This window comes from Stagnimonas aquatica (assembly GCF_003730135.1).
GTDB lineage: Bacteria > Pseudomonadota > Gammaproteobacteria > Nevskiales > Nevskiaceae > Stagnimonas > Stagnimonas aquatica.
Window position 1 is genome coordinate 80,472 of the sequence record NZ_RJVO01000006.1, and the last position, 26,168, is coordinate 106,639.

Here is a 26,168-nt window from a genome sequence, read left to right on the forward strand (position 1 = left end):
CTCTCGTTCAAGGGGAAATCATTTGTGCGGATGGCGCCGATGCAAGCCCCCTATCAACGGGGCTCGATCTCCTGGAGCCGGCGCGACACCGTCCACCAGGCACCCAGCCAGCCCAGCAGCACGCCGGCGCCGAACATGACGGCGGTGGCGTCCAGCGGCAGGCCCTGCAGGCGGAAGGCGGAGCCGTAGAGGCCGGCCAGGGAGCTGGCCGGGCCGTTCAGGGCCAGCACCATGCCCTGCACCAGCAGCCAGGCGATGGCGCCGCCGACCAGGCCGTACCAGAGGCCGGTGTAGAGGAAGGGCCGGCGGATGAAGGCATCCGTAGCGCCGATCAGCTTCATGACCTCGATCTCGGCGCGCTTGGCCTCGATGTCCAGGCGGATGGTGTTGCCGACGATGACAATGACCGCCAGCGACAACACCCCGGCGATCACCAGCACCAGTCGCTCGACCAGGGCCAGGGCGCCGTAGAGGCGCTCCAGCCAGCGGCGGTCGAGCTTGGCGACCTCTACCTCCGGCTGCTGGCCCAGGGCCACCACCAAGGCGTCCAGCGCGGTGCGCTCGATGCCCTTGATCGGGGTGACGGTAATCACCGCCGGCAGCGGATTGCTGTCCAAGAGGTCCAGCGCCTGGCCGAGCCCGGACAGCGCCTTGAACTCCTCCAGCGACTGCTCGCGAGAAAGATAGGCGGTGTCGGCGACGCCGGGGCGCCCCTTGATCCGGTGCGCCAGTTCGCGGCCCTGCTCGGGCGTGGTGCTGTCCTTCAGGAACAGCGAGGCCTGCAAGGTGGTTTCCCAGGAATAGCCCAGGGCATCGACATTGCGCACCAGGCAGTGCAGACCGGCCGGCAGCGCCAGGGTGATGCCGATGACGAAGCAGGTCAGCAGCGCGCCCGAGAGATTGCGGTAGAAGCGCCCGAGGGTGAACACCACCTCGCGCACATGCGCCTGCAGGTAGCGGCTGAGGAAATTGGGGCGCAGCTCGGCGCCGGCGCGGGCACTAGCCGAAGTCAACGGTCTTCTCCATCAGTTCCGGCGACTGCCGCGTGGTCAGCTGGCCGCGTTCCAGGTGGATCACCCGGTAGGGCAGCTTCTTGATCAGCCCCACTGCATGCGTCGCGACCAGCACCGACACGCCGACCTCGTTGAAGCGCTGGAACAACTGCATCACCTCGCGTGCCATCTCCGGGTCGAGGTTGCCGGTGGGCTCGTCGGCCAGCAGCAACTGCGGCTTGGCGACGATGGCGCGGGCGATGCCGACGCGCTGCTGCTCGCCGCCGGAGAGCGTGATCGGCGACACCTTCTCCTTGCCCAGCAGGCCCACGGCATCGAGCGCGGCGCGCACCCGGCGGCCGATGTCGTCGTGGCCGATGCCACGGATCACCAGCGGCAGCGCGACGTTGTCGAACACGCTGCGGTCGTAGAGCAGGTTGAAGTTCTGGAACACCACGCCGATCTGCTGGCGGAAGGCCGGAATCTGGCCGCGCCGCACGCCCGCCAGGTTCTGGCCGTTGACCACGATCTGGCCACGGCTGGGCCGCTCCAGCAGCGCCACCAGCTTGAGCAGGGTGGACTTGCCGGCGCCGGACGGCCCGGTAAGGAAAGCCATCTCACCCTTGGCGAGCGTGAAGGTGACGTCCGAGAGCACATCGCCGCTACCTTCGTAGCGATGGCTGACACGGTGGAAATGGATGATGTCGGGCATGTCGGTTTGGTTGCCCCGGCACTCAACCGGCCGGGTGTGCGGCGGCTTACCGCCGCGGTGTGCGCCTGCTCTAAGCCCCCTGCGATTCGCCGATCAGCGCATCGACGTAAGTCTCCGCGTCGAAGGGCTCCAGATCGTCGATTCCCTCGCCCAGTCCGACGAAGCGGACCGGCAGCGCCAGACGGCGCGCGATGGCCAGCAATATGCCAGCTTTCGCAGTGCCGTCCAACTTGGTGATGGCGATGCCGGTGAGGCCGATCGCCTCGTGGAACTGCACCGCCTGATTGAGCGCGTTCTGGCCGGTGGTGGCGTCCACCACCAGCAGCACCTCGTGCGGCGCGTAGGGGTCGTGCTTCTGCAGCACCCGCTTGACCTTGCGCAACTCGTCCATCAGATGCGTCTGGGTGTGCAGGCGGCCGGCGGTATCGGCGATCACCAGGTCCAAGTCGCGCGCCTTGGCGGCCTGCACGGCATCGAAGATCACGCTGGCGGAATCCGCGCCCTCGCCCTGCGACAGGATCGGCACCCCGGCGCGCTCGCTCCACATGGTCAGCTGCTGAACGGCGGCGGCGCGGAAGGTATCGCCGGCCGCCAGCAGCACCTTGCGACCCTCGCGCTGGTAGCGGGCGGCGAGCTTGCCGATGGTGGTGGTCTTGCCGACGCCGTTCACGCCCGCCACGAACAGGATGTAGGGCTTGATGAAGGGCGGCAGCACCAGCGGCTTGGCGATCGGCCGGAGCAGCTCCAGCAGCGCCTCGCGCAGCGCCTTGCGCAACTGCGCCTCGGTCTTGATCTTGCCGGCGTTGACCGCGCTGCGCAGGCGGCCGATCAGCCAGTCGGTGGCCTCGATGCCGGCATCGGCCATCAGCAGCCGGGTTTCCAGCTCCTCCAGGGCGTCGTCCTTGAGCGCGTCGGCACTGAACAGGGTGCTGAGGTCGCGGCTCAGCCAGCTATCGCCGCCGACGCTGTTGAGGCGGCTGCGGAACTTGCCCAGCAGGGATTCGGACATGGTCTTACGGAGGGTTCGCGGGCAGAACGGTAGGCGGTGGCGGCGCCGCGCCCTCGGCGCCGGCCGGCGCGTCGGTTTGGCGCAGCAGCCAGAGATCCGGGCCGACCAGACGCTTGTCCATGCCGGACAGCGGCAGCAGCAGGCTGGGAATGTCCGGCGTGTCGGGCAGGGTCAGTGGCACGTTGAGCAGGTACAGCAGCCGCCGGCGCTGCTGCACGTCGATCATCCCCAGCCAGATCGGGTGGCCGCTGTCGGTGCCGACGCCGGAGGCCCAGAGCCGCAGGGTGATCTGGCGGTTGGCATCGCCGTCGCGGCGCATCAGCAGCGTCTGGTGACGACCGGCGTGAGCCTGCGGCAGCAGCGGCAGGTCCGCCATCGGCGTGGCCAGCGACAGCCAGCGCAGCACATGGCTGCCGATCAGGCCGGGCGGCGCGCTCCAGCCGCTGCGTTCCAGGCTGGCGCGGATCGCCTCCGGAGCAGCCGCCCATTGCAGATTGAACGGCTGCCGCGCCCGGCCGGCGAGATCCACGCGCTGCATCGGCAGCTGTTGCCAGCCGTCCTGCCACCAGACGTCTTCCGGCATGCGCTGCTCGATCAGCCCGGCATCCGGCGGCACCGCACCCTCGGGCGCCGGCGGCCGCAGCACGAAGGCCAGGCAGATCGCCACCGGCACCAGCAGCAGGAAAGCACCACCTGGCACCGGGCGGGCCCGGTGGCGCCGGTAGCCCAGGCCCAGCAAGGCCACCCAGACCACGCCGGTGAGGGTGACCGCCACCGCCTGGCTGAGCCAGACCATGCCCAGGTAAAGCTGCGCCAGCGTCAGCAGGCCGACCAGGGTGATCGCCAGCCCATAGACCAGCGCACGCAGCAGCGGCGGCCGGCCGGTGGTGAGCACCACCGCCAGGAAGCCGTAGAGGGTGATCGCCAGCGGCAGATCGCGGCCGGCGCCAGGCACCGTCGGCGGATGCTGGAAGTAGACGTGCGGCGGCGCCAGCAGCGGCACCAGGCCCATGCCGAACGACAAGAGGGCGCCGAAGCCCGCCGCCGCCAGCCAGTGCGCCACTGCCCGCGGCTGGCGCCCGGCGGCCAGGCCCAGCAGTACCACCAGACCCACCGCGCCATAGACGCGCCAGTCGCCCAACTGCACCAGCAATGCCGCCAGACCGACGCCCCAGGGGCTGCGCAGCTCGCGCAGGCTCTGGTAGGTGGCGGCATCCAGCCACAGCGGCGCCGCGTGCAGGGCGCTGCCCAGGCACAGGATCAGCAGCAGACCACCGAGCAGGCTCAGCAGCACCGCCAGCAGCGCCAGCACCGGGGTCTCCGGCTGATAGGGGTCGGCCAGCGCAGCGCCAAAACGGCCCAGCCGACGGTGCCGGCGCGAGTAGTCGAGCAGGCGGCCCAGCCAGTGCTCGGCGTGCTTGGCCAGGCTGGCGACCAGGCCGCGCGCCAGCGCGAAGGCCAGCAGGGCCATCAGGAACAGCCCCACCACCAGCAGCGCCAGCCGGCCGGCCACTTCGGCGGCCAACTCCAGTGAGGCACCGAAGGCGATGCCCGGCCCGAGATAGGCGAAGGCCCAGACGATAGCGGCGCAACCGTCGGTGAGCAGGAACAGCCAGGTCGGCATCCGCGAGGCGCCGGCCAGGGCCGGCGTGATCGCCCGTACCGGCCCCAGGAAGCGCGCCGCCATCACCCCCTTGCCGCCGTGCCGCTCGAAGAAACGCCGGCTGCGCGCCAGGGTGTCGGGATAGCGCGCCAGCCAGCGGTGCTCGAACAGCTTCTCGCCATAGTGCCGGCCGAGCCAGAACGACAGCGCGTCGCCGAGCACCGCGCCACTGGCGGCCAGCAGCACCGAGGGCCAGAGCGCCAGGCGGTCGAGCCCGATCAGCGCGCCGACGCCGAACAGCAGTACGCCGGCCGGCACGAAGGCGCCGACGATGAAAATCGCGTCCAGCGCCGAGCCGAAGAACAGCAGCGCCAGCGCCGCCCCCGGGTTGGCGCTGATCCAGTCGAGAAACTGGTGCGCGAGTTCAGTCATCCGCGCAACAGGCTGAAGCTCTCGCGGGCGGCTTTGAGCGTGTGCTCGATCTCGGCCTCGCCGTGCGCGGCGGAGACGAAGCCGGCCTCATAGGCCGAGGGCGCCAGGTAGACGCCACGGTCGAGCATGGCGTGGAAGAAGCGGTTGAAGGCGGCGAGGTCGCAGGCGGCAACGTCGGCGTAGCCGCGAATCGGGCCGGCGCTGAAGTAGAGCCCGAACATGCTGCCGACCTGGGTGGTGGTGAACGGCACCCCGGCCTCTGCGGCCGCCGCCCTGAGGCCCGCCAGGAGCTGCGCGGTGCGCGCCTCCAGGCGCTGGTAGATGGTTTCGTCGGCCAAGGCGCGCAGCAGCGCCAGGCCGGCGGCCATCGCCAGCGGATTGCCCGACAGCGTGCCGGCCTGGTAGACCGGCCCCAGCGGCGCCAGTTGCTCCATCACTTCACGACGGCCACCGAAGGCGCCCACCGGCAGGCCACCGCCGATGATCTTGCCCAGGGTGATGAGGTCGGGCCGCACGCCGTAGAGGCCGGCGGCCGAGCGCGGATGCACGCGGAAGCCGGTCATCACCTCGTCGAAGATCAGCAGCGCGCCGTAGCGGTCGCAGAGCGCGCGCAGGCCTTGCAGGAAGCCCGGCGCCGGCGGCACGCAGTTCATGTTGCCGGCCACCGGCTCGACGATCACCGCGGCGATATCGTCGGGGTAGCGGCTGAACAGGGCTTCCACCGTGTCCAGCTCGTTGAAGGTGGCGGTGAGGGTCAGCTCGGCCAGCGCCGCCGGCACGCCCGGCGAGGTCGGCACGCCGAAGGTCAACAGGCCGGAGCCGGCCTTCACCAGCAGGGCGTCGCCGTGACCGTGGTAGCAGCCCTCGAACTTGAGGATGCGGCTGCGGCCGGTGGCGCCGCGCGCCAGGCGCAGGGCGCTCATGGTCGCCTCGGTGCCGCTGGAACACATGCGCACCATCTCCAGGTGCGGCACCCGCGCGCAGAGCAGCTCGGCCATCTCGATCTCGGCCTCGGTCGGCGCGCCGTAGGAGAAGCCGACCAGCGCCTGCTGGCGCACCGCCTCGACCACCGCCGGGTATTGGTGGCCGAGGATCATCGGCCCCCAGGAGCCGATGTAGTCGACGTACCGCTGACCATCGGCGTCGGTGATCCAGGCGCCGTCGGCGGCGGCGATGAAGCGCGGCGTGCCGCCCACCGCCTTAAAGGCGCGCACCGGCGAATTGACCCCGCCCGGGATGCTGCCCCGGGCGCGCTCGAACAGGATTTCGGATTGGCTCATTGCAAACAGCGGACTGGTCAGCGGGCGCAAAGTGTAGGCGATGGCGGCGCGGCCGGGCGCTGCGTAGCGAAGCTAGGGCGCCCCTCGTCCATCGAAGGCAGCGGCATAGGCGCGCGCGGCGGCGCGGATGTCGGCGGCGCCGAACAGGCCCTCGATGGCCGCCACATAGTCAGCGCCCGCCGCCACCAGCGGCGGCGCCCGCTCCGGGCTGATGCCGCCGATGGCGCAGATCGGCAAGTGCAGCTCGGCGCGCGCCTGCCGCAGGCGCTCCAGCGTCATCGGCGGCGCATTCGGCTTGGTGCGGGACGGGAAGAAGGCGCCGAAAGCGACATAGCTGGCACCGCCGGCGGCCGCCGCCCGGGCGCGCTCCAGCGAATCGGCGCAGGTGATGCCGATGATCGCCTCTGGCCCCAGCCGCGCCCGCGCCTCGGCGAGGCTGCCGTCGCTCAGGCCCAGATGCACGCCGTCGGCGCCCAGGATGGCGGCCAACTCGATGTCGTCGTTGACGATCAGCGGCACGCCGGCGGCGCGGCACCGCGCCAGCAGCGCCGCGCCCAGCGCGGCGCGCTGCTCGGGCGGATTGCGCTTGTCGCGGTATTGCAGCAGGCGCAGTCCGCCGGCCAGCGCCGCCGTGACGGCGGCGAGCAGACGCTCGGCGTCGCCACAGTCGGCCTCGGCGGTGATGCCGTAGAGGCCGCGCGGGGCCGGCCAGGGCGCGCTCATGCCCCAGCCCCGATCCGGCGCGGAATCAGCCGCCCCTGCCCGACCGCCCGCGCCGCCCGCAGGCAGCGGTGGGTGTAGGCCTGGGCCTGCTCCAGCGCCTGCTGCAGCGGCTCACCCAGGGCCAGCCGTGCCGCCAGCGCCGAGGCCAGGGTGCAGCCGGCACCGTGGTAGCGGCCGGCGAGTCGCGGCCAGCGGTATTCCTGCACGGGCGCGCCGGGGCGATACCAGCGGTTCACCGCCTCTGTCTCCGGCTCGTCGCCGCCGGTGATCAGCACGTTCGCCGCCCCCAGCGCCAGCAGGGCGGCACCGGCCTGGTCGAGATCTTCCTGGCCGCTCAGCCGCCGCGCCTCGACGGCGTTCGGCAGCAGCACCGTGGTCAGCGGCAGCAACTGCTCGCGCAGGCCCGCCGCCAGGCTGCGGCCGACCAGCTCGGCACCGCCGCCGGCACGCAGGATCGGGTCCAGCACCACCGGCACCGCCAACTGCCGCAGCAGGTCCACCAGCCAGGGCAGTTGCGAGAGATCGCCGATCAGGCCGATCTTCACCGCCGCCACCGGGCAGTCGGCCAGCAACAGCTCGGCCTGCTCGGCCAGCAGCAGCGGCGCCACCGGCTGCACCCGGCGGACGTTGTCGGTGTCCTGCGCGGTCAGACAGGTCACCAGGCTCAGCGCATGGACGCCCTGGGCGGCGACCGCCTCGATGTCGGCCTGGATGCCGGCGCCGCCGGTGGGATCGTGGCCGGCGATGACCAGCACGCTGGGCTCAGCCACGGCGGTCTCCGGGCACCGCAGCGCCGGGCTTGACAAATGAAGCAATGGAAATGTGCTTATGCACAAGCATTGTGCAGGCAGCCGGAAACGCCCGTGGTTGCGTCATTTTTCCGTCAGAATCCAGTAACAATCGTGCATATGTATGATTTTAAACAAAAATCGGCGATGACCAGAAAATCATCGTAAGTCTTGAAATGCCCGTCATTGCTGGGCTCGCGGCCCCTCGCGCAGGCCTTATCCACAAAGTTATCCACAGCACTTGTGGGTTGAATTCGAGAATCATTTAAAAACAATTACTTACAAAAACTATCTCAGGTAAAAACAGAGAAAATCCTCGAACCGCCGCCGGCCAGGCGGCCGTACTTCGGCGCCCTAGCCTGGCGCAGTCTGGCACGGCCGCCGACGGCGAGGCCGGCGGATTTCGCCATGGGCCGCAACGGCGGCAGGCCGGCCGTAGCTGTCGGCATTCGCCCCGGGTCTGCGTAGCTGCTGGAAGTGCCCGCCCCGTGCCCGCCCATGCCCAGCCCCCCGCCGAACTGCGGTCCGACCGCCAACCCCGCCCTCGACTCCGGGCTGATCCCCCGCGCCCTGCTGCTGGGCAACCCCGAGCGCGGCGCCCCCCAGCTCAGCCCGGACGGCCAGCAGCTCAGCTTTCTCGCCCCGCTGGACGGCGTGCTCAACCTCTGGCTAGCGCCGGTGGAGGCCCCGGAGGCGGCGCGACCGCTGACCCAGGACCGTGGCGCCGGCATCCGCCAGCATGGCTGGCTGCACGACGGCAGCCGCCTCTGGTACTTGCAGGACGAGGGCGGCAACGAGAACTTCCACCTCTACAGCCTGGCCCTGGACGGCAGCCCGCCGCTGGACCTCACCCCGCAGGCCGGCGTGCAGGCGCGCCTGATCGGCATGAGCCGCCGGCATCCGCGCGAGGCCCTGGTCGGCCTCAACCAGCGCGACCGCCGCTGGCACGATGTCTACCGCCTCGACCTGCACAGCGGCGCCGCGCAGTTGGTACTGGAAAACCCCGGCTACGCGCAGTTTCTGGCCGACGAGGCGCTGGAACTGCGTCTAGCCTTCCGCAACAGCGCCGACGGCGGTCGCGAGCTGATGGTCGCCGAGGACGGGGCCTGGCGGCCCTTGTTCAGCATCGGCAAGGACGAGGTGATGAGCACCCTGCCGCTGGCCATCGGCAAGGACCCCTGGCGCGCCTACGGCCTCGACAGCCGTGGCCGCGACACCGCTGCGGTGGTGGAATTCGACTTGCGGACCGGCGCCTCGCGCCTGCTCGGCGAGCACCCGAAGACCGATGTGCTGGCCTTGAGCCTGAACCCGCTGAGCCTGGAGCCCGAGGCCTATCTCTGCGACTACCTGCGACCGGAGTGGCGAGCCATCGGCGGCAGCCTGGCCGCCGACCGGCAACACCTGGCCGCGCTGGGCCTGGAACAGGCCAGCCTCAGCAGCCGCAGCGCCGACGACCGCCGCTGGGTGCTGAGCCTGAGCCACGACCGCCTGCCCGGCCACTACTACCTCTACGAGCGCGATCAGGGCCGCGCCCGCCGGCTGTACTCGGCGCGACCGGAGCTGGACGCGCTGCCGCTGGCGCGCAGCCATAGCCACGTCATCCGCGCCCGCGACGGCCTGGAACTGGTCAGCTACCTGAGCCTGCCGCCGGCGCTGGACCAGGACGGCCGCCCGCCGCAGCCGCTGCCCCTGCTGCTGCTGGTGCACGGCGGCCCCTGGAGCCGTGACAGCGGCGGCTACAAGCCCGAGCACCAGTTCTGGGCCAATCGCGGCTACGCGGTGCTGAGCGTCAACTTCCGTGGCTCCACCGGCTTCGGCAAGGCCCATACCAGCGCCGGCGACCTCGAATGGGGCCGGCGCATGCACGAGGACCTGCTCGACGCCGTGGACTGGGCCGTGCGCGAGGGCATCGCCCTGCGCGAACGGGTCGGCATCCTCGGCGGCAGCTACGGCGGCTACGCGACGCTGGCGGCGCTCACTTACACGCCGCAGGTCTTCGCCTGCGGCATCGACCTGGTCGGCCCCTCCAACCTGGAAACCCTGCTGGCCAGCTTCCCGCCCTACTGGGCGCCCTTGCTGGATACCTTCCGCCTGCGGGTCGGCGACCCCCGGACCGAGGAAGGCCGCGCCCTGCTGCGCGAGCGCTCGCCGCTGCACCGCTGCCAGGACATCGTTCGCCCGCTGCTGATCGTGCAGGGCGCCAACGACGTGCGGGTGACCCGCGCCGAGTCCGACCAGATGGTGGCTGCGATGCAGGCCGCCGGCGTACCGGTGAGCTACGCGCTCTACCCGGACGAGGGCCACGGCCTGGCGCGGGCGGTCAACCGGCTGTCGTTCATGGCCCTGGCCGAGGCCTTCCTGGCGCGTTTTCTGGGCGGCGCCTGCGAGCCCTATGGCGAGGCCCTGCGCCAGGGCAGCCTGCGGCTGGAGGCGGGCGTCGAGCACCTGCCTGGTGCTGCCGAGGCGCTGGCGGGGGCTGGCGGCTGAGGGCGCTCTGGCGGCGGGGGCTGGTGCGTGCTCCGACTACCGCCCCCACCCCGGCCCTCCCCCGCAAGCGGGGGAGGGAGCTGGCGCAGGGTTAGAACTACGAGCGTCTGCTGGGCATCCCCTCCCCTGCTTGCGGGGGAGGGCTAGGGTGGGGGCGCTCAGGCCCGACCAGCGCCGCTAGCCCCAGTCCTCCAGCAACGGCCCGCCGGCACGGCAGCGCTCGAAGCGTAGCTTGCGGCTGCGCAGGCTGGACAGCGTGAAGCCGGCGGCGCGGCCCTCCCCGGGCAGGACTTCGACCACCAGGCGCGTCGCCGAGCCGCCATCGGCCAGACTCGCCGACCAGACCCCCGGCGCGCGGGCGGTGAGCGCATACAGCGCGCGGCCGTGGCGGCCTTGCAGGCCCAGGCACCAGCGGCCGTCCAGGCGCAGCACCCGCGCCTCGGCGGCCAGTTCGGCGCTGCGATAGCTGCCGGCCAGCTTCGCGGCCGAGGTCGCCGGCGGCGACGCGCCCAGGCGCTGATAGCGCCGCCAGACGCCCGCCTCCCAGACCTCCAGGGCATCCGGCTCCGGCCAACGGAAGCGGAAGTCGCCCAGCGAGCCGGCGAAGCAGAGTTCCCCGCCCTCGCCGGCCTGCAGGCGCGCGCGGGCACCGCCGAAGTCCACGCCCAGTTCGCCGTCAAGCGCGAGGATGTCCAGCAACTGGCCGCCCTCGGCCTGGTAGTAGCTGCCGCAACGCGTGGCCTGATCTGCCGCAGCCAGCGTGCTGGCCGCTGTGGTCTCGCCCAGCACCGCATCGACCACCTGCTGCCCCAGGCTCTTGATCGCGAGATCGGAGCGGTTGGCGAGCAGCACCACATCCAGCCCCAGGGCCGGCAGGGTGAAGGCCTCGGACACCCCACCCATCACCGCGCCCGGATGGCCGAGACTGCGGTAGCCGCGCCAGGGCCGCGCGATCAGGCCCAGGCCGTAGTCGCCAGGGCTGCCGTCGGGCAGGACCACCTCGTCCACCGAGGCGAGTTGCCGGCCAACGCCGGGCAGGCTGGGCCGGCGCAGCTCGGCCAGCCAGCGCAGCAGATCGTCGGCGCTGGACAGCAGGCCGCCGTCGCCACTCATCGGCAGCCGCATCTCGCCGCGCTGGAAGCCGCCCTCGGGACGGCGGACGTGCAGGCTGGCCTGGCGCGCCAGCTCGCGCTCGTCGCGCGCCGCCAGCTCGGTATCGGCCATGCCCAGCGGCCGGAAGATGCGCTGCTCCAGAAACTCCGCGAACGACAGCTCCGAGACCCGCTCGATCAGCCGCGCCAGCAGCAGGTAGCCGCCGTTGCTGTAGATCAGTTGCTGCCCCGGCGGGTAGTTGAGTTCGCGCAGGCGCAGCAACTGCTGCCAGGGCTCGGCATCCGGCCAGCGGGCACGGGCGCCGGTGGTGATGCTCCAGAGATCGAGGTGGCAGCGCAGGCCGCTGCGGTGCTGGGCCACCAGGCGCGGGCTCAGCGGCGCACCGAAGTCGGGCAGCTCGGGCAACCAGCGGCGCAGGTCGGCATCGAGATCGAGCCGACCCTCGTCGGCCAGCATCGCCAGCGCCAGCCCGGTAAAGGGCTTGCTGGTGGAGCCGATGCGCAAGCGGCTGGTGGGCCTCAGCGCCAGACCGGAAGCCAGGCTGGCGAGCCCGAAACCGCGCCGGTACAGCAGCCGGCCGTGCTGGGCCAGGGCCACCACCAGGCCGGGCTCGTCGCTGCAGTTCCAGGGCGCGAACAGCGCGTCCAGCCGCGCGGCCAGGCCGCCGCTCATGCGCGAGCACCGACGCAGTCGCGAGCAAAGGCCAGGATCTCCGCCGCCAGGCGCTCGGCATGCGCTTCAGTGGTGAGCAGGCTGCCGTGGCTGGCCTCGGCGATCAGCCGGTGCTGCCCGCGCGTCGAGCGCGCAGCCACTTCGGCGTGATGACGCAGGCTGGCGCTGGCTTGCGGGGGTTCGCCCGGTTTGAGCTTGCCGCGCCCGGCGCTGACCACCAGCAGCGGCAGCGCTGGCGGCAGGGGCCGCTCGGCGAGCCGCTGCTGGATGACCGGAATGGCGCGCAGCTCGCGCAGAAAGCTGCCCAGATGCAGCGGCCGCGAGATTCCCGCCAGGGCCTGCGCGCGCGCCAGCTCCGGCAGCCCGGCGACCAGGCCGGCGCCGGGATGAAAACGCCGCAGCAGACCCAGACTGGCCAGACCCTGGCCCAGGCGCAGCAGGCCAGCCAGTAAGGGCAGCCAGCGCAGGCCGGGCGTGGTCAGCGCCGGGTCCATCGCGGTGGCATCGACCATCACCAGGCCGCAGACCTGCTCGGGATGGCTGGCGGCGTAGTGGCGAGCGTAGAGCGCGCCCAGGGAATGCCCGACCAGCAGGTAGGAGCCGGGTAGCGCGGCGGCGGCGAGGCGTGCAGCGAGGCGCGCGCTCACCGCCTCGGCATCCACCGCCAACGGCGCGCTGCCGTATTCGCCCAGGCCGGCGCGGTCGTAGCTGTAGACCAGGGTCTGGCGCGCCAGCGCCGCCTGCACCCAGGCCCACCAGGCGCGGCTGGCGCCGCCGCCGGCTTCCAGCACGATGGTCGGCAGCGCGCCGGGGCGGCCCATCAGGCGGTAGTCGCGACTCATGCCTGCGGTCTCTTGTGGAATTGTCCGGCCTTCATGATCGCCGCCAGCGCCTCGCCCTCGCCGGCCAGCAGGCCGAGGTCGGCGAGCGGATCGCCTTCGACCAGCAGCAGATCGGCCGCAGCACCCACCACCAGGCGGCCGAGCCGGCCCTCCTGCTGGAGCAGGGCGGCATTGACCGCGCAGGCCGAGCGCAGGATCTCCAATGCCGGCTGCACCTGCCGGCGCAGCAGAAATTCCTGACCACGACGCCGGTACAGCGGCCCGAGCAGATCGGTGCCAAAACCAATCCGCGCGCCGGCCGCCTGCAAGCGCTCCAGGCTGCTGAGCGCGCCCTGCGCCACCCGCTCCAGCTTGGCCAGGCTGGCCGGCGGCAGGCCAAGGGCGCCGCCGTTGCTGCGCAGCGCCTCGACGATGGCGAGCGTCGGCACCGCGTAGGCGCCGCGCGCCGCCAGCAGGGCGGCGGTGTCGGCTTCGATCAGGCTGGCGTGCTCGATGGAGCGCACGCCCCAGTCCAGGCAGTGGCGCACCGCCGCGTCGGCATGGCAGTGGGCGGCGACATAGGCGCCGGCGCGCCCGGCCTCGCGCACCGCCATGCGAACCTCCTCCTCGCTGCACTGGCAGCGCTCGATGGGATCGCTGGGCGAGGTGACGCCGCCGGAGGCCATCAGCTTGATGTGGCTGGCGCCGCGGCGCAGCTCCTCGCGCACCGCCAGCCGCACCGCCTCCGGGCCATCGGCGATGGCCATGCCGAAGCTCAGTGGCGCCGCGCAGCCGCAGGCGGCGCCGTGGGCGTCGAGATCGGGGCTGCGGAAATCGCCGTGGCCGCCGGTCTGCGACAGCACCCGGCCGCCGTAGTAGAGGCGCGGCCCCGGCAGCAGGCCCTCGGCGAGCGCCAGCGCCAAGCCACGGTCGCCGCCGCCGACATCGCGCACGGTGGTGAAGCCGCAGTCCAGCGCATGGCGCAGGAAGCGGGCGGCGTAGTGGGCGCTGTAGCTGCTGCCGCGCTGGGCGTCGCGCGCCAGATCGAAACTGGAGGCGTAGACGTGGACATGGGCGTCGATCAGCCCGGGCATCAGCGTGCGGCCCCGGCAGTCGATGCGTTCGGCGCCCTCGACCCGCAGCTCGCCCTCGACGATGGCGCGGATCTGCCCGCCCTCGACCTGCAGCGAGACGTTCTCTCGGCACTCGGCATTCCAGCCGTCGAACAGCCTGGCGTTGTGAAACAGCACTGCGGCCACGCGCACCTCCTGCATCCAAGGACGACCACCTGCCGCTTACGACGCAACCGGGGCGGTTTTCCCGACACGCCCCTGTCGGGTCGGCGCTCGCCGCCGCGTAGGAGCTTGCAGACCGCGCCGCGAACCCGCTCCCCAGCAGCGGCGCGCTGGACGAGCTAGGACCACTCGGAGTACAGGCATGGCAATGCGCAGGCACACTGTTTTCCCCCGCCCGGTCGCGGCGGCACTGGCGGCGCTGAGCGGCTGCTGGCTGCCGGCCGCCCTCGCACAGGAACCGGCGGCCCCGGCCGCCGCCGAGGTGACCGCCGCCACACCGGCCGCGCCGATCACGCCGCCGCCTGGCGACAGCCCGGCGGCCAGCGCCGAGGCGCCCACCGAGCTGGCCGCCGCCACTGCCGCGCCGGAGGCAGCGGCCAGCGGCTCGGTGTATCTGTTCGCCATCGCCGCCGGGCCGCTGAGCGCGGCGCTGGACCAGGTGCGCCAGCAGACCGGCACCGCCATCGTCTATTCGCCGGAACAGTTGCTGGGTCTGAGCAGCATCGGCCTGCAGGGCCGCTACAGCGTCGAGCAGGCGCTGGAAATCCTGCTGCTCGACACCGGGCTGACGGTGAGCAGCGATGGTCGCGGCACCCTGGTGGTGAAACCGCGCCCCAGCCAGCAGGCGCTGAAGAAGGATTCGATGGACCTGGGCAGCGTCGAGACCGTGGTGGTGACCGCCGCCAAGCGCCGCGAGAACGCCAAGGACGTGGCGGCGGCGCTCACCGCGATGTCCGGCAAGGCGCTGGAGAAACTGGGCGCCAAGAGCATCAACGACTACGTCGCCTACGTGCCAGGCATGAACTTCGCCAGCGGCCAGTCCGGCCTGGGCCTGATCACCCTGCGCGGCATCACCACCGGCATGTCGCAGTCCAGCGCCACGGTCGGCACCTACGTGGACGAAACCCCGTTCACTCCGTTCAGCCGCACCGCCAGCGGCACCACGGTGATCCCCGATGTCGATACCTTCGACGTGCAGCGGGTCGAGGTGCTGCGCGGCCCACAGGGCACGCTCTACGGCGCCGGCTCCATGGGCGGCCTGCTCAAGTACGTGACCCAGCCGCCCAACAGCAGCCGGGTGCAGGGCCGGCTGGAGCTGGAGCCCGGCTACACCGAGCACGGCGACGGCTACAACGGCAGCCTCAAGGCGATGCTCAACACGCCGATCTCGGAGTCGCTGGCCTTTCGCGCCAGCGTCTTCGCCAAGCGCTACGCCGGCTACGTCGATGATGTCGGCACCGACACCCGGGGCGTCAACACCAATACCGTCAAGGGCGGCCGCTTCTCGCTGCTGTACAGCCCGGTGGACGAGTTCTCGCTGCGCTGGTCCTCGCTGTTCCAGAGCAATTACGCCGGCGGCCTGCCGCAGGTCGATCTCGACCCCACGACGCTGGAGCCGCTGTACGGCGATCTGACCCAGTCCCGCCATCTGCCGGAAACCAGCAAGCTCGCCTTCCAGGTGCACAACCTTCAGGCCGACTGGGACTGGGGTTGGGCCAAGTTCGTGTCCTCCACCAGCTACGCGCAGACCAAGGTGCAGGCCTATGTGGACTACACCGACTATCCAGACTACGGCACCCTGATCGCGGCGGTGAGCGCGCTCTACCTGCACCCGGTGCTGCCGCAAGACGTGCTGGTAGCCGCCACCGCCGACATCGACTTCAGCAAGCTCACCCAGGAGTTCCGCCTCTCCTCGCCCAGCAACCGCGAGTTCGAGTGGATCGTCGGCGGCTTCTACACCCATGAAAAGACCGACACCTTTCAGGAAATTCTCGGCATCGACCGCGACCCCGAGGCGCTGCTGACCCTGGCACCGGAAGCGCAGCACGCGCTCTACCTGGGCGTGCCGTCCGACTACAAGGAATACGCCGGCTTCGCCAGCATCGACTACTACTTCACCGAGCGCCTCGACCTGAGCCTGGGCGCGCGCCTGAGTCGCAACAGCCAGCTCTCGACGCTGAACTCCTCCGGCCCGCTGTGGGACATCCTCTCGCCGCTGGCCTCGGTCGCCGCCGGCGATCTGGCCGGCCTGCTCGCCAGCCTCGGCAATCTCGGCGGCACCAGCAGTGTCGAATCGGCTTCCTCCGACCGCCCCATCACCTACCGCGTCGCCCCGCGCTGGCGCGCGACCGACAACATCACCTTCTACGGCGCCGCCGCCAGCGGCTACCGGCCGGGCGGCCCCAACATCCGCACCAGCACCGAGGCGCCCACCTCCTTCGGCCCCGACACCCTGTGGAGCTACGAGGCCGGCTTCAAGTCGCAGTTCAGGCGCTTCGCCTTCGACCTCACCGGCTTCCAGATCAACTGGGAAGACATCCAGCTCAGCTCCACCTCCGGCGGTTTCACCTACCTCGCCAACGGCGGCAAGGCGTCCAGCAAGGGCGCGGAAATGAATCTGGCCTGGCGGCCGTTCAAGTCGTTCTCGTTCGGACTCAACGGCGCCTACATCCTGGCGCGGCTCGACGAGGACGCGCCCGATGTCGGCGGCCTGGCCGGCGATGTCCTGCCGACGGTGGCCAAGTGGAGCGGCACTCTGGTGCTCGACTACGCAACGCCGCTGTGGGGCGAGTGGACGGGCAGCGTCGGCGGCAGCGTCCGCTATCTGGGCAAGCGCAACAGCAGCTACACCGCCAGCGAGAAGAAGCCCAACATCGTCATGGACGACTATCAGAGCTACAACCTGCGCGCCGGCCTGATCTCCAAGCGCCTGAGCCTGGATCTGTTCGTCAACAACCTCAGCGACGAGCGCGCCGCCAGCAGCATCGACACCGCCCTGTTGCCGGACGGGGGCCCGGCCCGCGCCAGCCTGATCCTGCCGCGCACCATCGGCCTGCGCATCAGCACCTCGTTCTGACCATGACCGCGACCACCGCCGCCGGAACCGAGACGGCGGCGCCGGCGCTCGGCCCCTGGCGCAAGCTCGGCTATGCCGCCGGTGCCGCCGGCATCGGTGTCGCCGGCGTGCCGTCCAGCCTGCTGCTGCTGTTCTACCTCACCGAGATCGTGCGGGTGCCGCCCGCCACCGCCGGCCTATTAATCGGCCTCACCAAGATCTGGGACGTGCTGGTGGACCCGGCCCTGGGCGGCGCGGTGGAGCGCTACAGCCGCCGGCGTGGCGCACGCGCGCCGCTGGCCTTCGTATCGGCGCTGGCCTATGTGCTGGCCCTGCTGGGTCTGTTCGCGCTGCCGGCGCAGGCCGGCCCGCTGGGCAGCCTGCTGCTGGTAGTGACGCTGCTGATCGTCTCCTCGGTGGCGCACACCGCCTTTCTGGTACTGAAGCTGGCGCTGGCCGACGACATGACCCGTGGCGCCGCGCAGCGCATGGGCCTGTTCGCCTACTCCGGCGTGCTCACCGCCCTGCTGACCCTGGCCGCCACCGCGATGGTGCCCTTCCTGATCCGCTGGGGCGGCGACGGCGCGCGCGGCTACGCGCTGATGGCGTGCGGCATCGCCGTGTTCGGCGCGCTGAGCTTCCTCGCCTTCCTGCTCTCCACCCGCCACTACCCGGTGCGCCAGGACAGCGGCAAGGCCGCCGAGCCGGCGCTCTGGCAGTCGATCCGCCTGAGCTTCGGCAACCGGCCCTACTACTACCTCTTGGGCTTTCTGCTCTGCTTCGGCACCTCCGCCGGCCTGCTCAGCGCCTTCCTGCCCTACATCAACCAGTACCTGCTGCGCGCCGGGCCGGGCAGCCTGTCGGTGCTGGGCTCGATCACCCTGCTGTGCATGCTGTTGTCCATGCCCTTGATCGCGCTGCTGGTACGCCGCTACGGCAACCTCGGCACGGTGCGCTACGCCAACACGGTGTTCCTCTTGTCCTTCCCGCTGCTGTGGCTGGCCTCCTACGGGCCGACCTGGGCGACCTGGTCGGCGGTCGCGGTGTTCGGTCTCGGCGCCGGCGGCATGGCGATCCTCTTGCAGTCCACCATCATCGACATCGCCAAACTGCGCCTGGCCGGCGGCGTGGTGGTGTCGATGGGCGTCTACCTGGGCATCTTCATGGCCGCGCAGAAGCTGGGACAGTCGGCCGGCAGCGTGGTCGCCGGCCTGCTGCTGGACTGGAGCGGTTTCGTGCCCGGCCAGGCCGAGCAGAACGCCAGGGCGCTGGAGGTGCTGCGCCTGGGCTACACCCTGGCGCCGATGGGGCTCACCGCGCTGGGCACGCTTTGCGTGTGGCGCATCCGCTTGTCCGAGGGCGGCGCGGAAGAGGACTAGAAGAAAGTGCGGATGCCTTCCAGCACCCGGTAGTCGTCGTCGATCAGCGCCAGCAGCGGCCACTTGTCGAAGGTCGTGCAGGGGTGCGAGACGCCGACCGCGATCAGATCACCGACTTCGTAGGCCGCGTCCTCCGGCACGGCGATGCAGGCATGCTGGTCGTAGAGACGCAGCAGGCGGCCGCTGGCGACCGGCACCGGCCGCGCATGCAGGCCGGGGCGATACCAGGCTTCGAGTACCGGCAGATCCAGATCATGGGACACATCGCGCTTGCCGAAACCGGCCACCATCAGGCCCGGCTCCGGCAAGGACTGCACCGCCGCCCAGACCTGCAAGGCCGGCACCGGCGCCGGCAGTTCGGTGAGCGCCGGCTGCAGGCCGCGGCCACGGATGTCCTGCAGCGCCCGGGCATAGAAGCCGCTGTCGTGGCTCAAGTAGCAGCCGCTGCGCAGGATGAGCTGCACCGCAGGGTCGATGAGCCCGGCGTAGTCCCTGGCGACCAGATCGAAGTAGGCCGAGCCACCGGCGCTGAGCAGCACCGTGCCGGGCGCGAACAGTTGTTCGGCACCACAGGCCTGCAACAGCGCGCGGCTGTCCGACAGCAGCTCGGCGATGCGTGGCGGCTGCTGCTCGGGCGGGCCGCCGAAGATGCCCTCGTAGCATTCGATTCCACGCAGGGCCAGGGCCGGCGCCAGGGCCTGAAGGCGGCGCGCCAGCGCCAGCCCTTGCTCGACGCCGCGCACGCCGGCGCGACCCTGCGGCGCGCCCACCTCGATCAGCACTTGCAGCGGCCGCGCCAGGCCCGAGGCGCGCACCGCCGCCGCCAGACGCTGGGCGCCCACCTCGGAATCGACCAGGCAGTAGAAATCGAAGTCGGGATCGCGTGCCAGCTCCGCGAGCACGTAGGCGATACCGGCGGGCTCGACCAACTGGTTGGCCAGCAGGATGCGCGGCACGCCGAAATGCCGATAGGTCCGGACGTGACCGGCGGTGGCGGCGGTCAGCCCCCAGGCGCCGTCGTCGAGCTGCCGCTGGAACAACTGCGGCGCCATCGTGGTCTTGCCGTGCGGGCACAAGCGCGCGCCGGTGGCGGCGACATAGGCGCGCATCCAGGCGCTGTTGCGGCGCAGCGCCGATTCGCGCAGGGTCGCCAGCGGCAAGGGCAGCTGCCCGTCCAGCAGGTTCCAGCCGCGACTGGCGATGTCGCCCAGCTTGAGTTCCTGATCGTCGGCCGAAAAACCCTTGGTCCAGGCCGCCAGCGGCAGTTGTTCGATCAGCTCCAGGCGCAGTCGGGTGGTCATCGCGATACCGGTCGTGAATTGGGGCAGCAGTCCCGCCCCGTGCTACGCAGATTCGGCGTCTGGCCCGACAGCCTGTCGGGAAGTCGGGCCGAGCCGCGTAGTCTGGGATAGCCATGAATATCACTCCACCCTTCAAGCGCAGAGACCGGCGCAATCGCCTAGCCTGCGAGCCCCGAAGGCGCGCGCCCGCGGCACGGTCCTTGCGCCTTTCTGCCACCCCTACTAGCTGACGATGCTGGCCCATGCCCCTCTCCGCCGCGAGCCGCTGCCGATGCGACCCCGCCTGAGCGTGGTGTCGACGGAGACGGCTGCGCAGCTGCACGCGGCGCCGCGCAAAACCATCGTCGAGACCTGGTTTGCCCGCCACGCGCAGGAGCTGGGGCGCTTTCTGCGTCGCTACATCCGCGACGAACGCGACATCGAGGACTGCGTGCAGGAGACCTTCCTGCAGGTCTGGCGCCAGGAGCAGCGCGGCGGCCTCAATGGCGACACCCAGGGCTATCTGTTCAACGCCGCGATCAACGTCGCCCGCGACCGCCACCGCCGCGACAGCGCCCGTGGCGGCAGCCAGCAGCACGATTCCATGCAGGAGGAGCTGGCCGACGAGCGCGTCGCCGACGCCGAGAGCAGCGCGCACTGGAACGAGGGCCTGCGCCGCCTGGAGCAGGCGCTGACCGGCCTCAGGCCCTCGACCCGCAATGTCTTCCTGCTCTACCACCTGGAGAACCTCAGCTACCCCGACATCGCCCGCCGGCTCGGCATCACCACCCGCACCGTGGAACGCGAGATGGCGCGCGCCCTGGCGCATTGCGCCGGCCCGGTGCGGCCCTGGCTGGCGGAGGACTAGCGCCGTGTTCGCGTTCTTCCGCCGCCGCCCGCGCACGGCCGCCGAATGGGTGGCGCGGCTCAATTCCGGCCAGGCCACGGCGCGCGACCAGGCCGAGCTGGCCGCCTGGCTCGACCGCCACCCCGAGCACCGCGAGCAGTTCGCGGCGGTGGCCTCGGTGTGGATGCGCGCGCCGGTGCTGCGCAACAGTCCGCTGGCGCGCCGCTATTTGGCCGAAATTCCGCCGGCGCCGGCCGCCTCCGGCCGCGCGCTGGCCTTCGGCGCCCGGCCACTGCTGGCGGGCGCGGCCTGCTGCGCCCTGCTCAGCGCCGGCCTGCTGCTGTGGATGCAGCGCGACAGCTACCGCACCGGCGTCGGCCAGAGCCAGGTGGTCCGCCTGGAGGATGGCTCCACCATCTGGCTCAACACCGACACCCGGCTCAAGGTGCGCTTCGAAGCCGGCCGGCGGCGGGTGCTGCTCAGCCGCGGCGAGGCCTTCTTCAGCGTCGCCCGCGATGCCGCGCGGCCCTTCGTGGTGGAAGCCGGCGAGCGCCGCATCGTGGTCACCGGCACCCAGTTCGACGTGCTGCACAGCGGCGAGGAGGTGGCGGTGGCGGTGCTCGAAGGCCATGTCCGCGTCGAGCACCAGCAAGCGGCAAAAAATTCCGGCGCTGGCACGCCGGCCCTGGTCGAAGCCAGTCGCGCCGAAGTGCGCCTGGTCGCCGGCCAGGAGGCCGAGTTCGTGCCCACCGCCGCGCCGGCGGTGCGCCGCAATCAGCAGGTGGCGCAGAAGACCGCCTGGCGCGAGGGCCGCATCGTGCTGGAGAACGCCGCGCTGGGCGCGGCGCTGGAAGAGGTCGGCCGCTACACCAGTACCCGCCTGGTGCTGGCCGACCCGCAACTGCGCGCGCTGAGCATCACCGGCGTGTTCCGCACCGGTGACATCGACAGCGTGCTGTTCTCGCTGCGCGAGCTCTATGGGCTGCACGCGCGCCGCGAGGGGCAGAACCTGATTCTGGAGCGTGCCGGCTAGGCACCTTCAGGGGAGACTGTCACGCAACCGCCGCAGCGCCGCCTGGTAGTCGCCGGGGCGGAAACGCTCGCGCTCGCGTACCGCTGCGTACAGCGCCTCGGTAGCCTGGCGCTGCGCCGGGCTCTGGGGAAAGCCGCGTTGAGTCAGGGCATCGCCGATCACCAGCGCGGCCATTGCCGACTGCTGGGCAGCCAGAAAATCGCGGCCGCGCACTGACTCGCCGGTGCCGGCGATGGTGCGTAGCAGGCTCTTGAGCTGGGTCGGGTCCAGGCGCCGCTCGCGCAGCAGCGGTAGCAGCCGCTCCTGCAACTGTGTGCGGGCGGTTCGCGCCGCCAGCTGCAGCGCCGCATGCCCCTGCCCGGTGCTGGCTTGCAGCGCGAGCAGCTGGCGGTGCCAATCGGGTGCCGCCTCGGGAGCGGCCACCTGCAACCACAGGCCCAGCCAGTAGAGCGGGGCATCGGCCAGCGGCGGCGTGCCCGGCGCGGTCCCGGCATTGCGGCCCGATTGCCAGCGGCCGGCGGTCAGCGGGTGGTGGCAAGCCTCGCAGTCGAAATACACCAATTCCGGCATCAGGCCCTTGCCCAGTTCTCCCTGCGCGAGCGCGCCGAGCAGACGGTCCGCCGCCAGCGCCTGGCCAAGGGCCCAGTCGCGGGCGGCATCGGCGCCGCCCTTGCGCTCGGCGTAGTCGGCATCGCGGTCGTAGTGTGGCGGCTGCAGGGCGCTGAAAGTGTCGAGTTCGAACAACAGCGGCGGATGCCCGGCGGCCATCATCGCGTGGCTGATCGGATGGCTGGTGTCGCCCTGGTGGCAGTCCAGACACAGTGCCGCGCGCACCTCCGGCTGCCAGGTGGCGGTCATGCCCATGGCGGCTTTCTGCGCGAGGCTCAGACCCGGCCGGCTATGCTCGGCCAGCCAGCGTTCGGAACCGCCGTGACAGACCTCGCAGCCGATGCCGTCGCTGGCCAGCCAGCGCTCGCCGCGCTGGGCGGGAGCGATGGCGTCGGCATGGCAGGCCAGGCATTGCGGCGCACTCTGCGGGTCCAGCCCCAGTGCCGCGCCGATGCGGCGCGAGCGCTCGCTACCGAGCGTGGCGGTGGCGCGCGCGTGCGGATCGCGCTGCTGCCAGATGAAGTATTCGTCGCGGCGGATGCCGCTATTCCCGAGCGGCTGGCTGGACGCATGGCAGATGCCGCCGGCACAGCTGGCAACGCCCTGGTGCAGATCCGCCGCCCGCGCCGACGGCGCCAGCGCAAGGCCCAGGGCCGCAGCCAGCCACAGTCTGCACAACACACCCCAGATCGTCGGCAAGCGCATCGCTGGACCCTCCCCTATCGTGGGCAAGCCGGACGCAAAGCCCACGCCTACCCTGCCTGATCCGCCAGTCCCGCGTACAGCCGGTACGAGGCCGGCGCGTGTCCTGGCGCACGCTTTGCTCTAACGCCCGGTTGCGGACTGCACCGTACAGCACCTAGTCTGCGGCTTGCAGTGGAGCAACCTCAACATAGAGGCAGCCGGGGCAGCAATCATGGGCATCCCAAGGGTGAAGATTGCGATTGTGGGCTCCGGTCCCGCCGGGCTCTCCGCTGCGGCGCGTGCCGCCGAGCTGGGTATTCCGCATCTGCTGCTGGAAGCCGAGGCGCATCTTTCCCACACCATCCACCGCTACCAGAAGGGCAAGCAGGTGATGGCCGAGCCGGCGCAGCTGCCGCTGCGCTCGACCGCGCCGTTCGCCGCCGGCAAGCGCGAGGCGATACTCCAGGCCTGGAACGACAGCGCCAGGAAACTCGGCATCCAGGTCCGCTACGGCGCCGCAGTCAGCGCGATCCGCGCCAGCTCCGATGGCTTCGCGCTGGACACCACCAGCGGCGAAACCGTCGAGGCCGAGCGGGTGGTGCTGGCGATCGGCCTGCAGGGCAATCTGCGCAAGCTGGGCTGCGAAGGCGAGGATCTGGACCTGGCGCAGTACCAGCTCGACGACCCCGAGGCCTATCGCGACGAGGCCATCGTCGTGGTCGGCGCCGGCGATGCCGCCATCGAGAACGCGCTGGCGCTGGCCGCGCACAACCGGGTCAGCATCGTCAACCGTCGCGACGAATTCGACCGCGCCAAGAAGGGCAATAGCGAGGCGATCCTGAAGGCCATCGCCGAGGGCCGCATCCAGCACCTGAGCAACGCCACCGTCGCCTGGCTGCGGCAGGACGCGCCCGGCCAGGGCCGGCTGTGCCTGGATACCGCCGAGGGTAAGGCCGAGATCGCCTGCAACCGCGTCATCGCCCGCTTGGGGGCGACGCCGCCGCGCGCCTTCGTGGAAAGCTGCGGGGTGAACTTCCCGAGCCGCGACGCCAATGCGGTACCGGCGGTGTCGGCGCGCTACGAAAGCAATGTGCCCGGGCTCTACATCATCGGCGCCCTGGCCGGCTACCCGCTGATCAAGCAGGCGATGAACCAGGGCTACGAGGTGGTTGAGTACATCGAGGGCCGCTCGCCAGAGCCCGCCGACGCCCTGTTGCTGGCCGCCAAATTCCGCGTCATGCCCGGCTACCAGTCGGTGGAGGCCGGCATCGCCCGCATCCGCGAGCGGATACCGGTGCTGGCGCCGCTGACGTCGCTGCAGCTGCGCGAGTTCCTGCTCGACTCCGAGGTCCATCAGGTGCAGCCAGGCGCGCTGATCTTCCGCCACAACGACTACAGCGACAGCTTCTATTCCGTGCTCGACGGCGGCGTGCAGATCCAGGTTGACGAAGCTGAGTCCGGCCGCCAGATCGCACTCGGCAGTGGCCAGTTCTTTGGCGAGATGAGCCTGATCTCCGGCCGTCGCCGCAGCGCCACCGTGCACGCCGGGCCGGCCGGCGCGGTGCTCATCGAGACGCCGCGCGGCTCGATGAACAAGCTGATCGCCAGCGTCGCGGCGGTGCGCCGGGTGCTGGACGAAACCTTTCTGCTGCGCGCCATCCAGGCCAAGCTCGCGCCCGGGCTCGACGCCGCCGCGCTGCGGGAACTGGTGGCGAGCGCCAGCCTGGCCCGCTATGCCGCCGGCGAGCTGCTGTTCCGCGAGGGCGACCCTGGCGACTGCCTGCACCTGATCCGCAAGGGCTCGGTGACAGTGGCGCGCGAGCTGGCCGGCCGCGAAGTGGTGCTGGCCTACGTGCCGGCCGGCCAGTACGTCGGCGAGATGGCGCTGCTGACCGAGCAGCCGCGCGCGGCGACGGTCAAGGCGGCGGTCGCCACCGAGACCATCCGTCTGGAAGCCTCCGCGTTCAAAGCCCTGCTGTCCCGCCATCCGCAACTGCGCCAGCGGATCAACGACACCTTCGGCCAGCGGCTGGTGGCGAACAGCGCGGTCGATAGTCAGGGCGGCGGCGGGGTGGTGCAGTTCCTGATGAACCAGGGCCTGGGCGAGGCCACCGACGTGCTGCTGATCGACGAAGGCCTGTGCGTGCGCTGCGATCACTGCGAGAAGGCCTGCGCCGACACCCACGGCGGCGTCTCGCGCCTGGACCGCGAGACCGGCCCCACCTACGAGCAGCTGCACGTGCCCACCTCCTGCCGGCACTGCGAGCATCCGCACTGCATGAAGGACTGCCCGCCGGACGCGATCCATCGCGCGCCCGGCGGCGAGGTCTACATCACCGATGCCTGCATCGGCTGCGGCAACTGCGAGCGCAACTGCCCCTACGGCGTGATCCAGATGGGGGTCACCAGCCCGGCGCAGCCCAGTCTCTGGCGCTGGCTGCTGCTGGGCGGCAAGGAGCCGGGCGCTGCCCCTGGCAGCGCCGACAAGGGTGCCGCCAAGAAAGCCGTGAAGTGCGACATGTGCAAGGACCTCAGCGGCGGCCCGGCCTGCGTGCGCGCCTGCCCCACCGGCGCGGCAGTCCGGGTCTCGCCGGATCAGTTCCTGCAGATCAGCCGGGGGACCGACGAATGAGTGCGTCCGGCGGCGATCCGGTTCATCAGAGCTTTCTGGCGCATGCGCAGTTCCGCTGGGCCAAGCTGGCGCTGGCGCTCTGCCTGCTGAGTCTGGTCGCCTACCTCTGGCACCAACCGGTGGACGGCGCCAACGGCGGCACCTGGCTGGGCTACACCCTTGGCGGCATCGGCGCGGCGCTGATCCTCTGCCTGCTCTGGCTGGGTGTGCGCAAACGTCAGTACCGCTCGCGGCTGGGCACGGTCAAGGGCTGGACCTCGGCGCATGTCTATCTCGGGCTGTCGCTGCTGTTGATCGTCAGCCTGCACTGCGGCTTCCAGTTCGGCCTCAACATCCACACCCTCGCCTATGTGCTGATGGTGCTGGTGATCGGCAGCGGCCTCTGGGGTCTGATCGCCTACGACCGGCTGCCGGGGCGCATCACCAGATTGCACGGCGGCGGCAATCGCGAGGCCTGGATCGAAGAGGTGCTGGATCTCAACGAGCAGGCGATCGGGCTGGCCAATGCGCTGTCGCCGGAGGTGCACAGCCGCATCGTCGCTTCCGCCGACAAGCTGCAACTCGGCGGCGGTCTGCGCGCCCAGCTGTTCGGCCCCCGTCGCAAACAGGGTGGCGATGGCCTCCGCGAGAGTCTGGAAAAGCGCATCGCGCAGCTGCGTTCCGGCCCCAGCCGTGGCGCGGCGACCGCGCCCGGCGAGCAGAACACCGTGATGTTCATGGCCGGTCAGCTGCGGCAGACCGCCGGCGGCGAACAGGAGGCAGCGGGCATCCAGAAGCTGCTGGACCTGCTGGCCCACCGCAACGAGCTGGTCGCCCGCATCAACCAGGATGTCGCCCTGCACGCCCGGCTGCAGCTCTGGCTGCTGCTGCACGTGCCGCTGAGCCTGGCGCTGCTGGCGGCGCTGGTCGCCCATGTGTTCAGCGTGTTTTTCTACTGGTAG

19 protein-coding genes are annotated in these 26,168 nt (G+C 71.1%); 7 read left to right on the forward strand and 12 right to left on the reverse strand.

All coding sequences use genetic code 11. The annotated features are described in order from the left end of the window. Positions 1-53: 53 nt before the first annotated feature. The 7 genes from ftsX to thiD all read right to left on the reverse strand — a co-directional run bounded on the left by ftsX (position 54) and on the right by thiD (position 7,521). A complete protein-coding gene (gene ftsX, locus ED208_RS12920) occupies positions 54-1,013 on the reverse strand; it encodes a permease-like cell division protein FtsX (protein ID WP_123212336.1) in 960 nt (319 codons plus the stop codon). Next, the gene (gene ftsE, locus ED208_RS12925) at positions 1,000-1,695 is read right to left on the reverse strand and encodes a cell division ATP-binding protein FtsE (protein WP_436286626.1); all 696 of its coding nucleotides are present in this window, start codon (positions 1,693-1,695) and stop codon (positions 1,000-1,002) included. Before ftsE ends, ftsX begins: the two co-directional genes overlap by 14 nt. Positions 1,696-1,774: 79 nt before the next feature. Next, positions 1,775-2,713 (reverse strand): signal recognition particle-docking protein FtsY, encoded by a 939-nt coding sequence (gene ftsY, locus ED208_RS12930; RefSeq protein ID WP_123212338.1) that lies wholly within the window; start codon positions 2,711-2,713, stop codon positions 1,775-1,777. A 4-nt stretch (positions 2,714-2,717) separates the two neighbouring features. Next, positions 2,718-4,748 carry a VTT domain-containing protein gene (locus tag ED208_RS12935; RefSeq protein WP_123212339.1) on the reverse strand — a complete coding sequence of 677 codons (2,031 nt, stop codon included), beginning with the start codon at positions 4,746-4,748 and terminating at the stop codon, positions 2,718-2,720. After that, positions 4,745-6,028 (reverse strand): glutamate-1-semialdehyde 2,1-aminomutase, encoded by a 1,284-nt coding sequence (gene hemL, locus ED208_RS12940; protein ID WP_123212461.1) that lies wholly within the window; start codon positions 6,026-6,028, stop codon positions 4,745-4,747. Before hemL ends, ED208_RS12935 begins: the two co-directional genes overlap by 4 nt. Before the next feature lie 72 nt (positions 6,029-6,100). Further along, the gene (gene thiE / locus ED208_RS12945; protein ID WP_123212340.1) at positions 6,101-6,751 is read right to left on the reverse strand and encodes a thiamine phosphate synthase; all 651 of its coding nucleotides are present in this window, start codon (positions 6,749-6,751) and stop codon (positions 6,101-6,103) included. Beyond that, the gene (gene thiD / locus ED208_RS12950; RefSeq protein ID WP_123212341.1) at positions 6,748-7,521 is read right to left on the reverse strand and encodes a bifunctional hydroxymethylpyrimidine kinase/phosphomethylpyrimidine kinase; all 774 of its coding nucleotides are present in this window, start codon (positions 7,519-7,521) and stop codon (positions 6,748-6,750) included. Before thiD ends, thiE begins: the two co-directional genes overlap by 4 nt. A gap of 516 nt (positions 7,522-8,037) precedes the next feature. Between thiD and ED208_RS12955 the strand changes: the two genes are divergently transcribed. Further along, positions 8,038-10,026 carry a S9 family peptidase gene (locus ED208_RS12955; protein ID WP_123212342.1) on the forward strand — a complete coding sequence of 663 codons (1,989 nt, stop codon included), beginning with the start codon at positions 8,038-8,040 and terminating at the stop codon, positions 10,024-10,026. 177 nt (positions 10,027-10,203) lie between these two features. On the opposite strand, the gene ED208_RS12960 is transcribed toward ED208_RS12955, so the two are convergent. From ED208_RS12960 to ED208_RS12970, 3 genes are read right to left on the reverse strand one after another with little or no spacing between them, the layout of a single operon-like run. Continuing rightward, a complete protein-coding gene (locus ED208_RS12960; RefSeq protein ID WP_123212343.1) occupies positions 10,204-11,811 on the reverse strand; it encodes a serine hydrolase domain-containing protein in 1,608 nt (535 codons plus the stop codon). Continuing rightward, complete coding sequence (locus ED208_RS12965) at positions 11,808-12,653, reverse strand: alpha/beta fold hydrolase (protein ID WP_123212344.1); 846 nt, start codon at positions 12,651-12,653, stop codon at positions 11,808-11,810. Before ED208_RS12965 ends, ED208_RS12960 begins: the two co-directional genes overlap by 4 nt. Next, positions 12,650-13,891, reverse strand: coding sequence for a metal-dependent hydrolase family protein (locus tag ED208_RS12970; protein WP_123212462.1), 1,242 nt, complete (start codon positions 13,889-13,891; stop codon positions 12,650-12,652). Before ED208_RS12970 ends, ED208_RS12965 begins: the two co-directional genes overlap by 4 nt. Before the next feature lie 178 nt (positions 13,892-14,069). Here ED208_RS12970 and ED208_RS12975 point away from each other — a divergent pair, with 178 nt between their 5' ends. Together ED208_RS12975 and ED208_RS12980 are read left to right on the forward strand one after the other, a co-directional pair. Then, positions 14,070-16,784 carry a TonB-dependent receptor gene (locus tag ED208_RS12975; protein WP_123212345.1) on the forward strand — a complete coding sequence of 905 codons (2,715 nt, stop codon included), beginning with the start codon at positions 14,070-14,072 and terminating at the stop codon, positions 16,782-16,784. A 2-nt stretch (positions 16,785-16,786) separates the two neighbouring features. After that, the gene (locus ED208_RS12980) at positions 16,787-18,142 is read left to right on the forward strand and encodes an MFS transporter (RefSeq protein WP_123212346.1); all 1,356 of its coding nucleotides are present in this window, start codon (positions 16,787-16,789) and stop codon (positions 18,140-18,142) included. Here the strand turns inward: ED208_RS12980 and ED208_RS12985 are convergent. Next, the gene (locus tag ED208_RS12985; protein ID WP_123212347.1) at positions 18,139-19,443 is read right to left on the reverse strand and encodes a type III PLP-dependent enzyme domain-containing protein; all 1,305 of its coding nucleotides are present in this window, start codon (positions 19,441-19,443) and stop codon (positions 18,139-18,141) included. The two genes, ED208_RS12980 and ED208_RS12985, sit on opposite strands and share 4 nt — an antisense overlap. A 271-nt stretch (positions 19,444-19,714) precedes the next feature. On the opposite strand from ED208_RS12985, the gene ED208_RS12990 reads away from it, so the two are divergent. Further along, the gene (locus tag ED208_RS12990; RefSeq protein ID WP_158608547.1) at positions 19,715-20,290 is read left to right on the forward strand and encodes an RNA polymerase sigma factor; all 576 of its coding nucleotides are present in this window, start codon (positions 19,715-19,717) and stop codon (positions 20,288-20,290) included. Between the two features lie 4 nt (positions 20,291-20,294). Continuing rightward, on the forward strand, positions 20,295-21,302 hold the full coding sequence (locus ED208_RS12995; protein ID WP_158608548.1) for a FecR family protein: 1,008 nt from the start codon (positions 20,295-20,297) through the stop codon (positions 21,300-21,302). Positions 21,303-21,308: 6 nt separating this feature from the next. Here ED208_RS12995 and ED208_RS13000 read toward each other — a convergent pair whose 3' ends face one another. Next, entirely contained in the window at positions 21,309-22,616 is a 1,308-nt protein-coding gene (locus tag ED208_RS13000) for a multiheme c-type cytochrome (protein WP_123212350.1), read from the reverse strand. 226 nt (positions 22,617-22,842) lie between these two features. Between ED208_RS13000 and ED208_RS13005 the strand changes: the two genes are divergently transcribed. Together ED208_RS13005 and ED208_RS13010 are read left to right on the forward strand one after the other, a co-directional pair. Next, positions 22,843-25,227: a cyclic nucleotide-binding domain-containing protein gene (locus ED208_RS13005; protein ID WP_199720614.1), complete on the forward strand. Its 2,385-nt coding sequence runs from the start codon at positions 22,843-22,845 to the stop codon at positions 25,225-25,227. Further along, positions 25,224-26,168: a hypothetical protein gene (locus ED208_RS13010; protein ID WP_123212352.1), complete on the forward strand. Its 945-nt coding sequence runs from the start codon at positions 25,224-25,226 to the stop codon at positions 26,166-26,168. The genes ED208_RS13005 and ED208_RS13010 overlap by 4 nt, the downstream gene beginning before the upstream one ends.

Coding starts and splice junctions, on each gene's coding strand:
- ftsY (WP_123212338.1), bottom strand. CDS start 2,713: ATGTCCGAATCCCTGCTGGGCAAGTTCCGCAGCCGCCTCAACAGCGTC.
- ED208_RS12935 (WP_123212339.1), bottom strand. CDS start 4,748: ATGACTGAACTCGCGCACCAGTTTCTCGACTGGATCAGCGCCAACCCG.
- hemL (WP_123212461.1), bottom strand. CDS start 6,028: ATGAGCCAATCCGAAATCCTGTTCGAGCGCGCCCGGGGCAGCATCCCG.
- thiE (WP_123212340.1), bottom strand. CDS start 6,751: ATGAGCGCGCCCTGGCCGGCCCCGCGCGGCCTCTACGGCATCACCGCC.
- ED208_RS12955 (WP_123212342.1), top strand. CDS start 8,038: ATGCCCAGCCCCCCGCCGAACTGCGGTCCGACCGCCAACCCCGCCCTC.
- ED208_RS12960 (WP_123212343.1), bottom strand. CDS start 11,811: ATGAGCGGCGGCCTGGCCGCGCGGCTGGACGCGCTGTTCGCGCCCTGG.
- ED208_RS12965 (WP_123212344.1), bottom strand. CDS start 12,653: ATGAGTCGCGACTACCGCCTGATGGGCCGCCCCGGCGCGCTGCCGACC.
- ED208_RS12975 (WP_123212345.1), top strand. CDS start 14,070: ATGGCAATGCGCAGGCACACTGTTTTCCCCCGCCCGGTCGCGGCGGCA.
- ED208_RS12980 (WP_123212346.1), top strand. CDS start 16,787: ATGACCGCGACCACCGCCGCCGGAACCGAGACGGCGGCGCCGGCGCTC.
- ED208_RS12985 (WP_123212347.1), bottom strand. CDS start 19,443: ATGACCACCCGACTGCGCCTGGAGCTGATCGAACAACTGCCGCTGGCG.
- ED208_RS12990 (WP_158608547.1), top strand. CDS start 19,715: ATGCGACCCCGCCTGAGCGTGGTGTCGACGGAGACGGCTGCGCAGCTG.
- ED208_RS13000 (WP_123212350.1), bottom strand. CDS start 22,616: ATGCGCTTGCCGACGATCTGGGGTGTGTTGTGCAGACTGTGGCTGGCT.
- ED208_RS13010 (WP_123212352.1), top strand. CDS start 25,224: ATGAGTGCGTCCGGCGGCGATCCGGTTCATCAGAGCTTTCTGGCGCAT.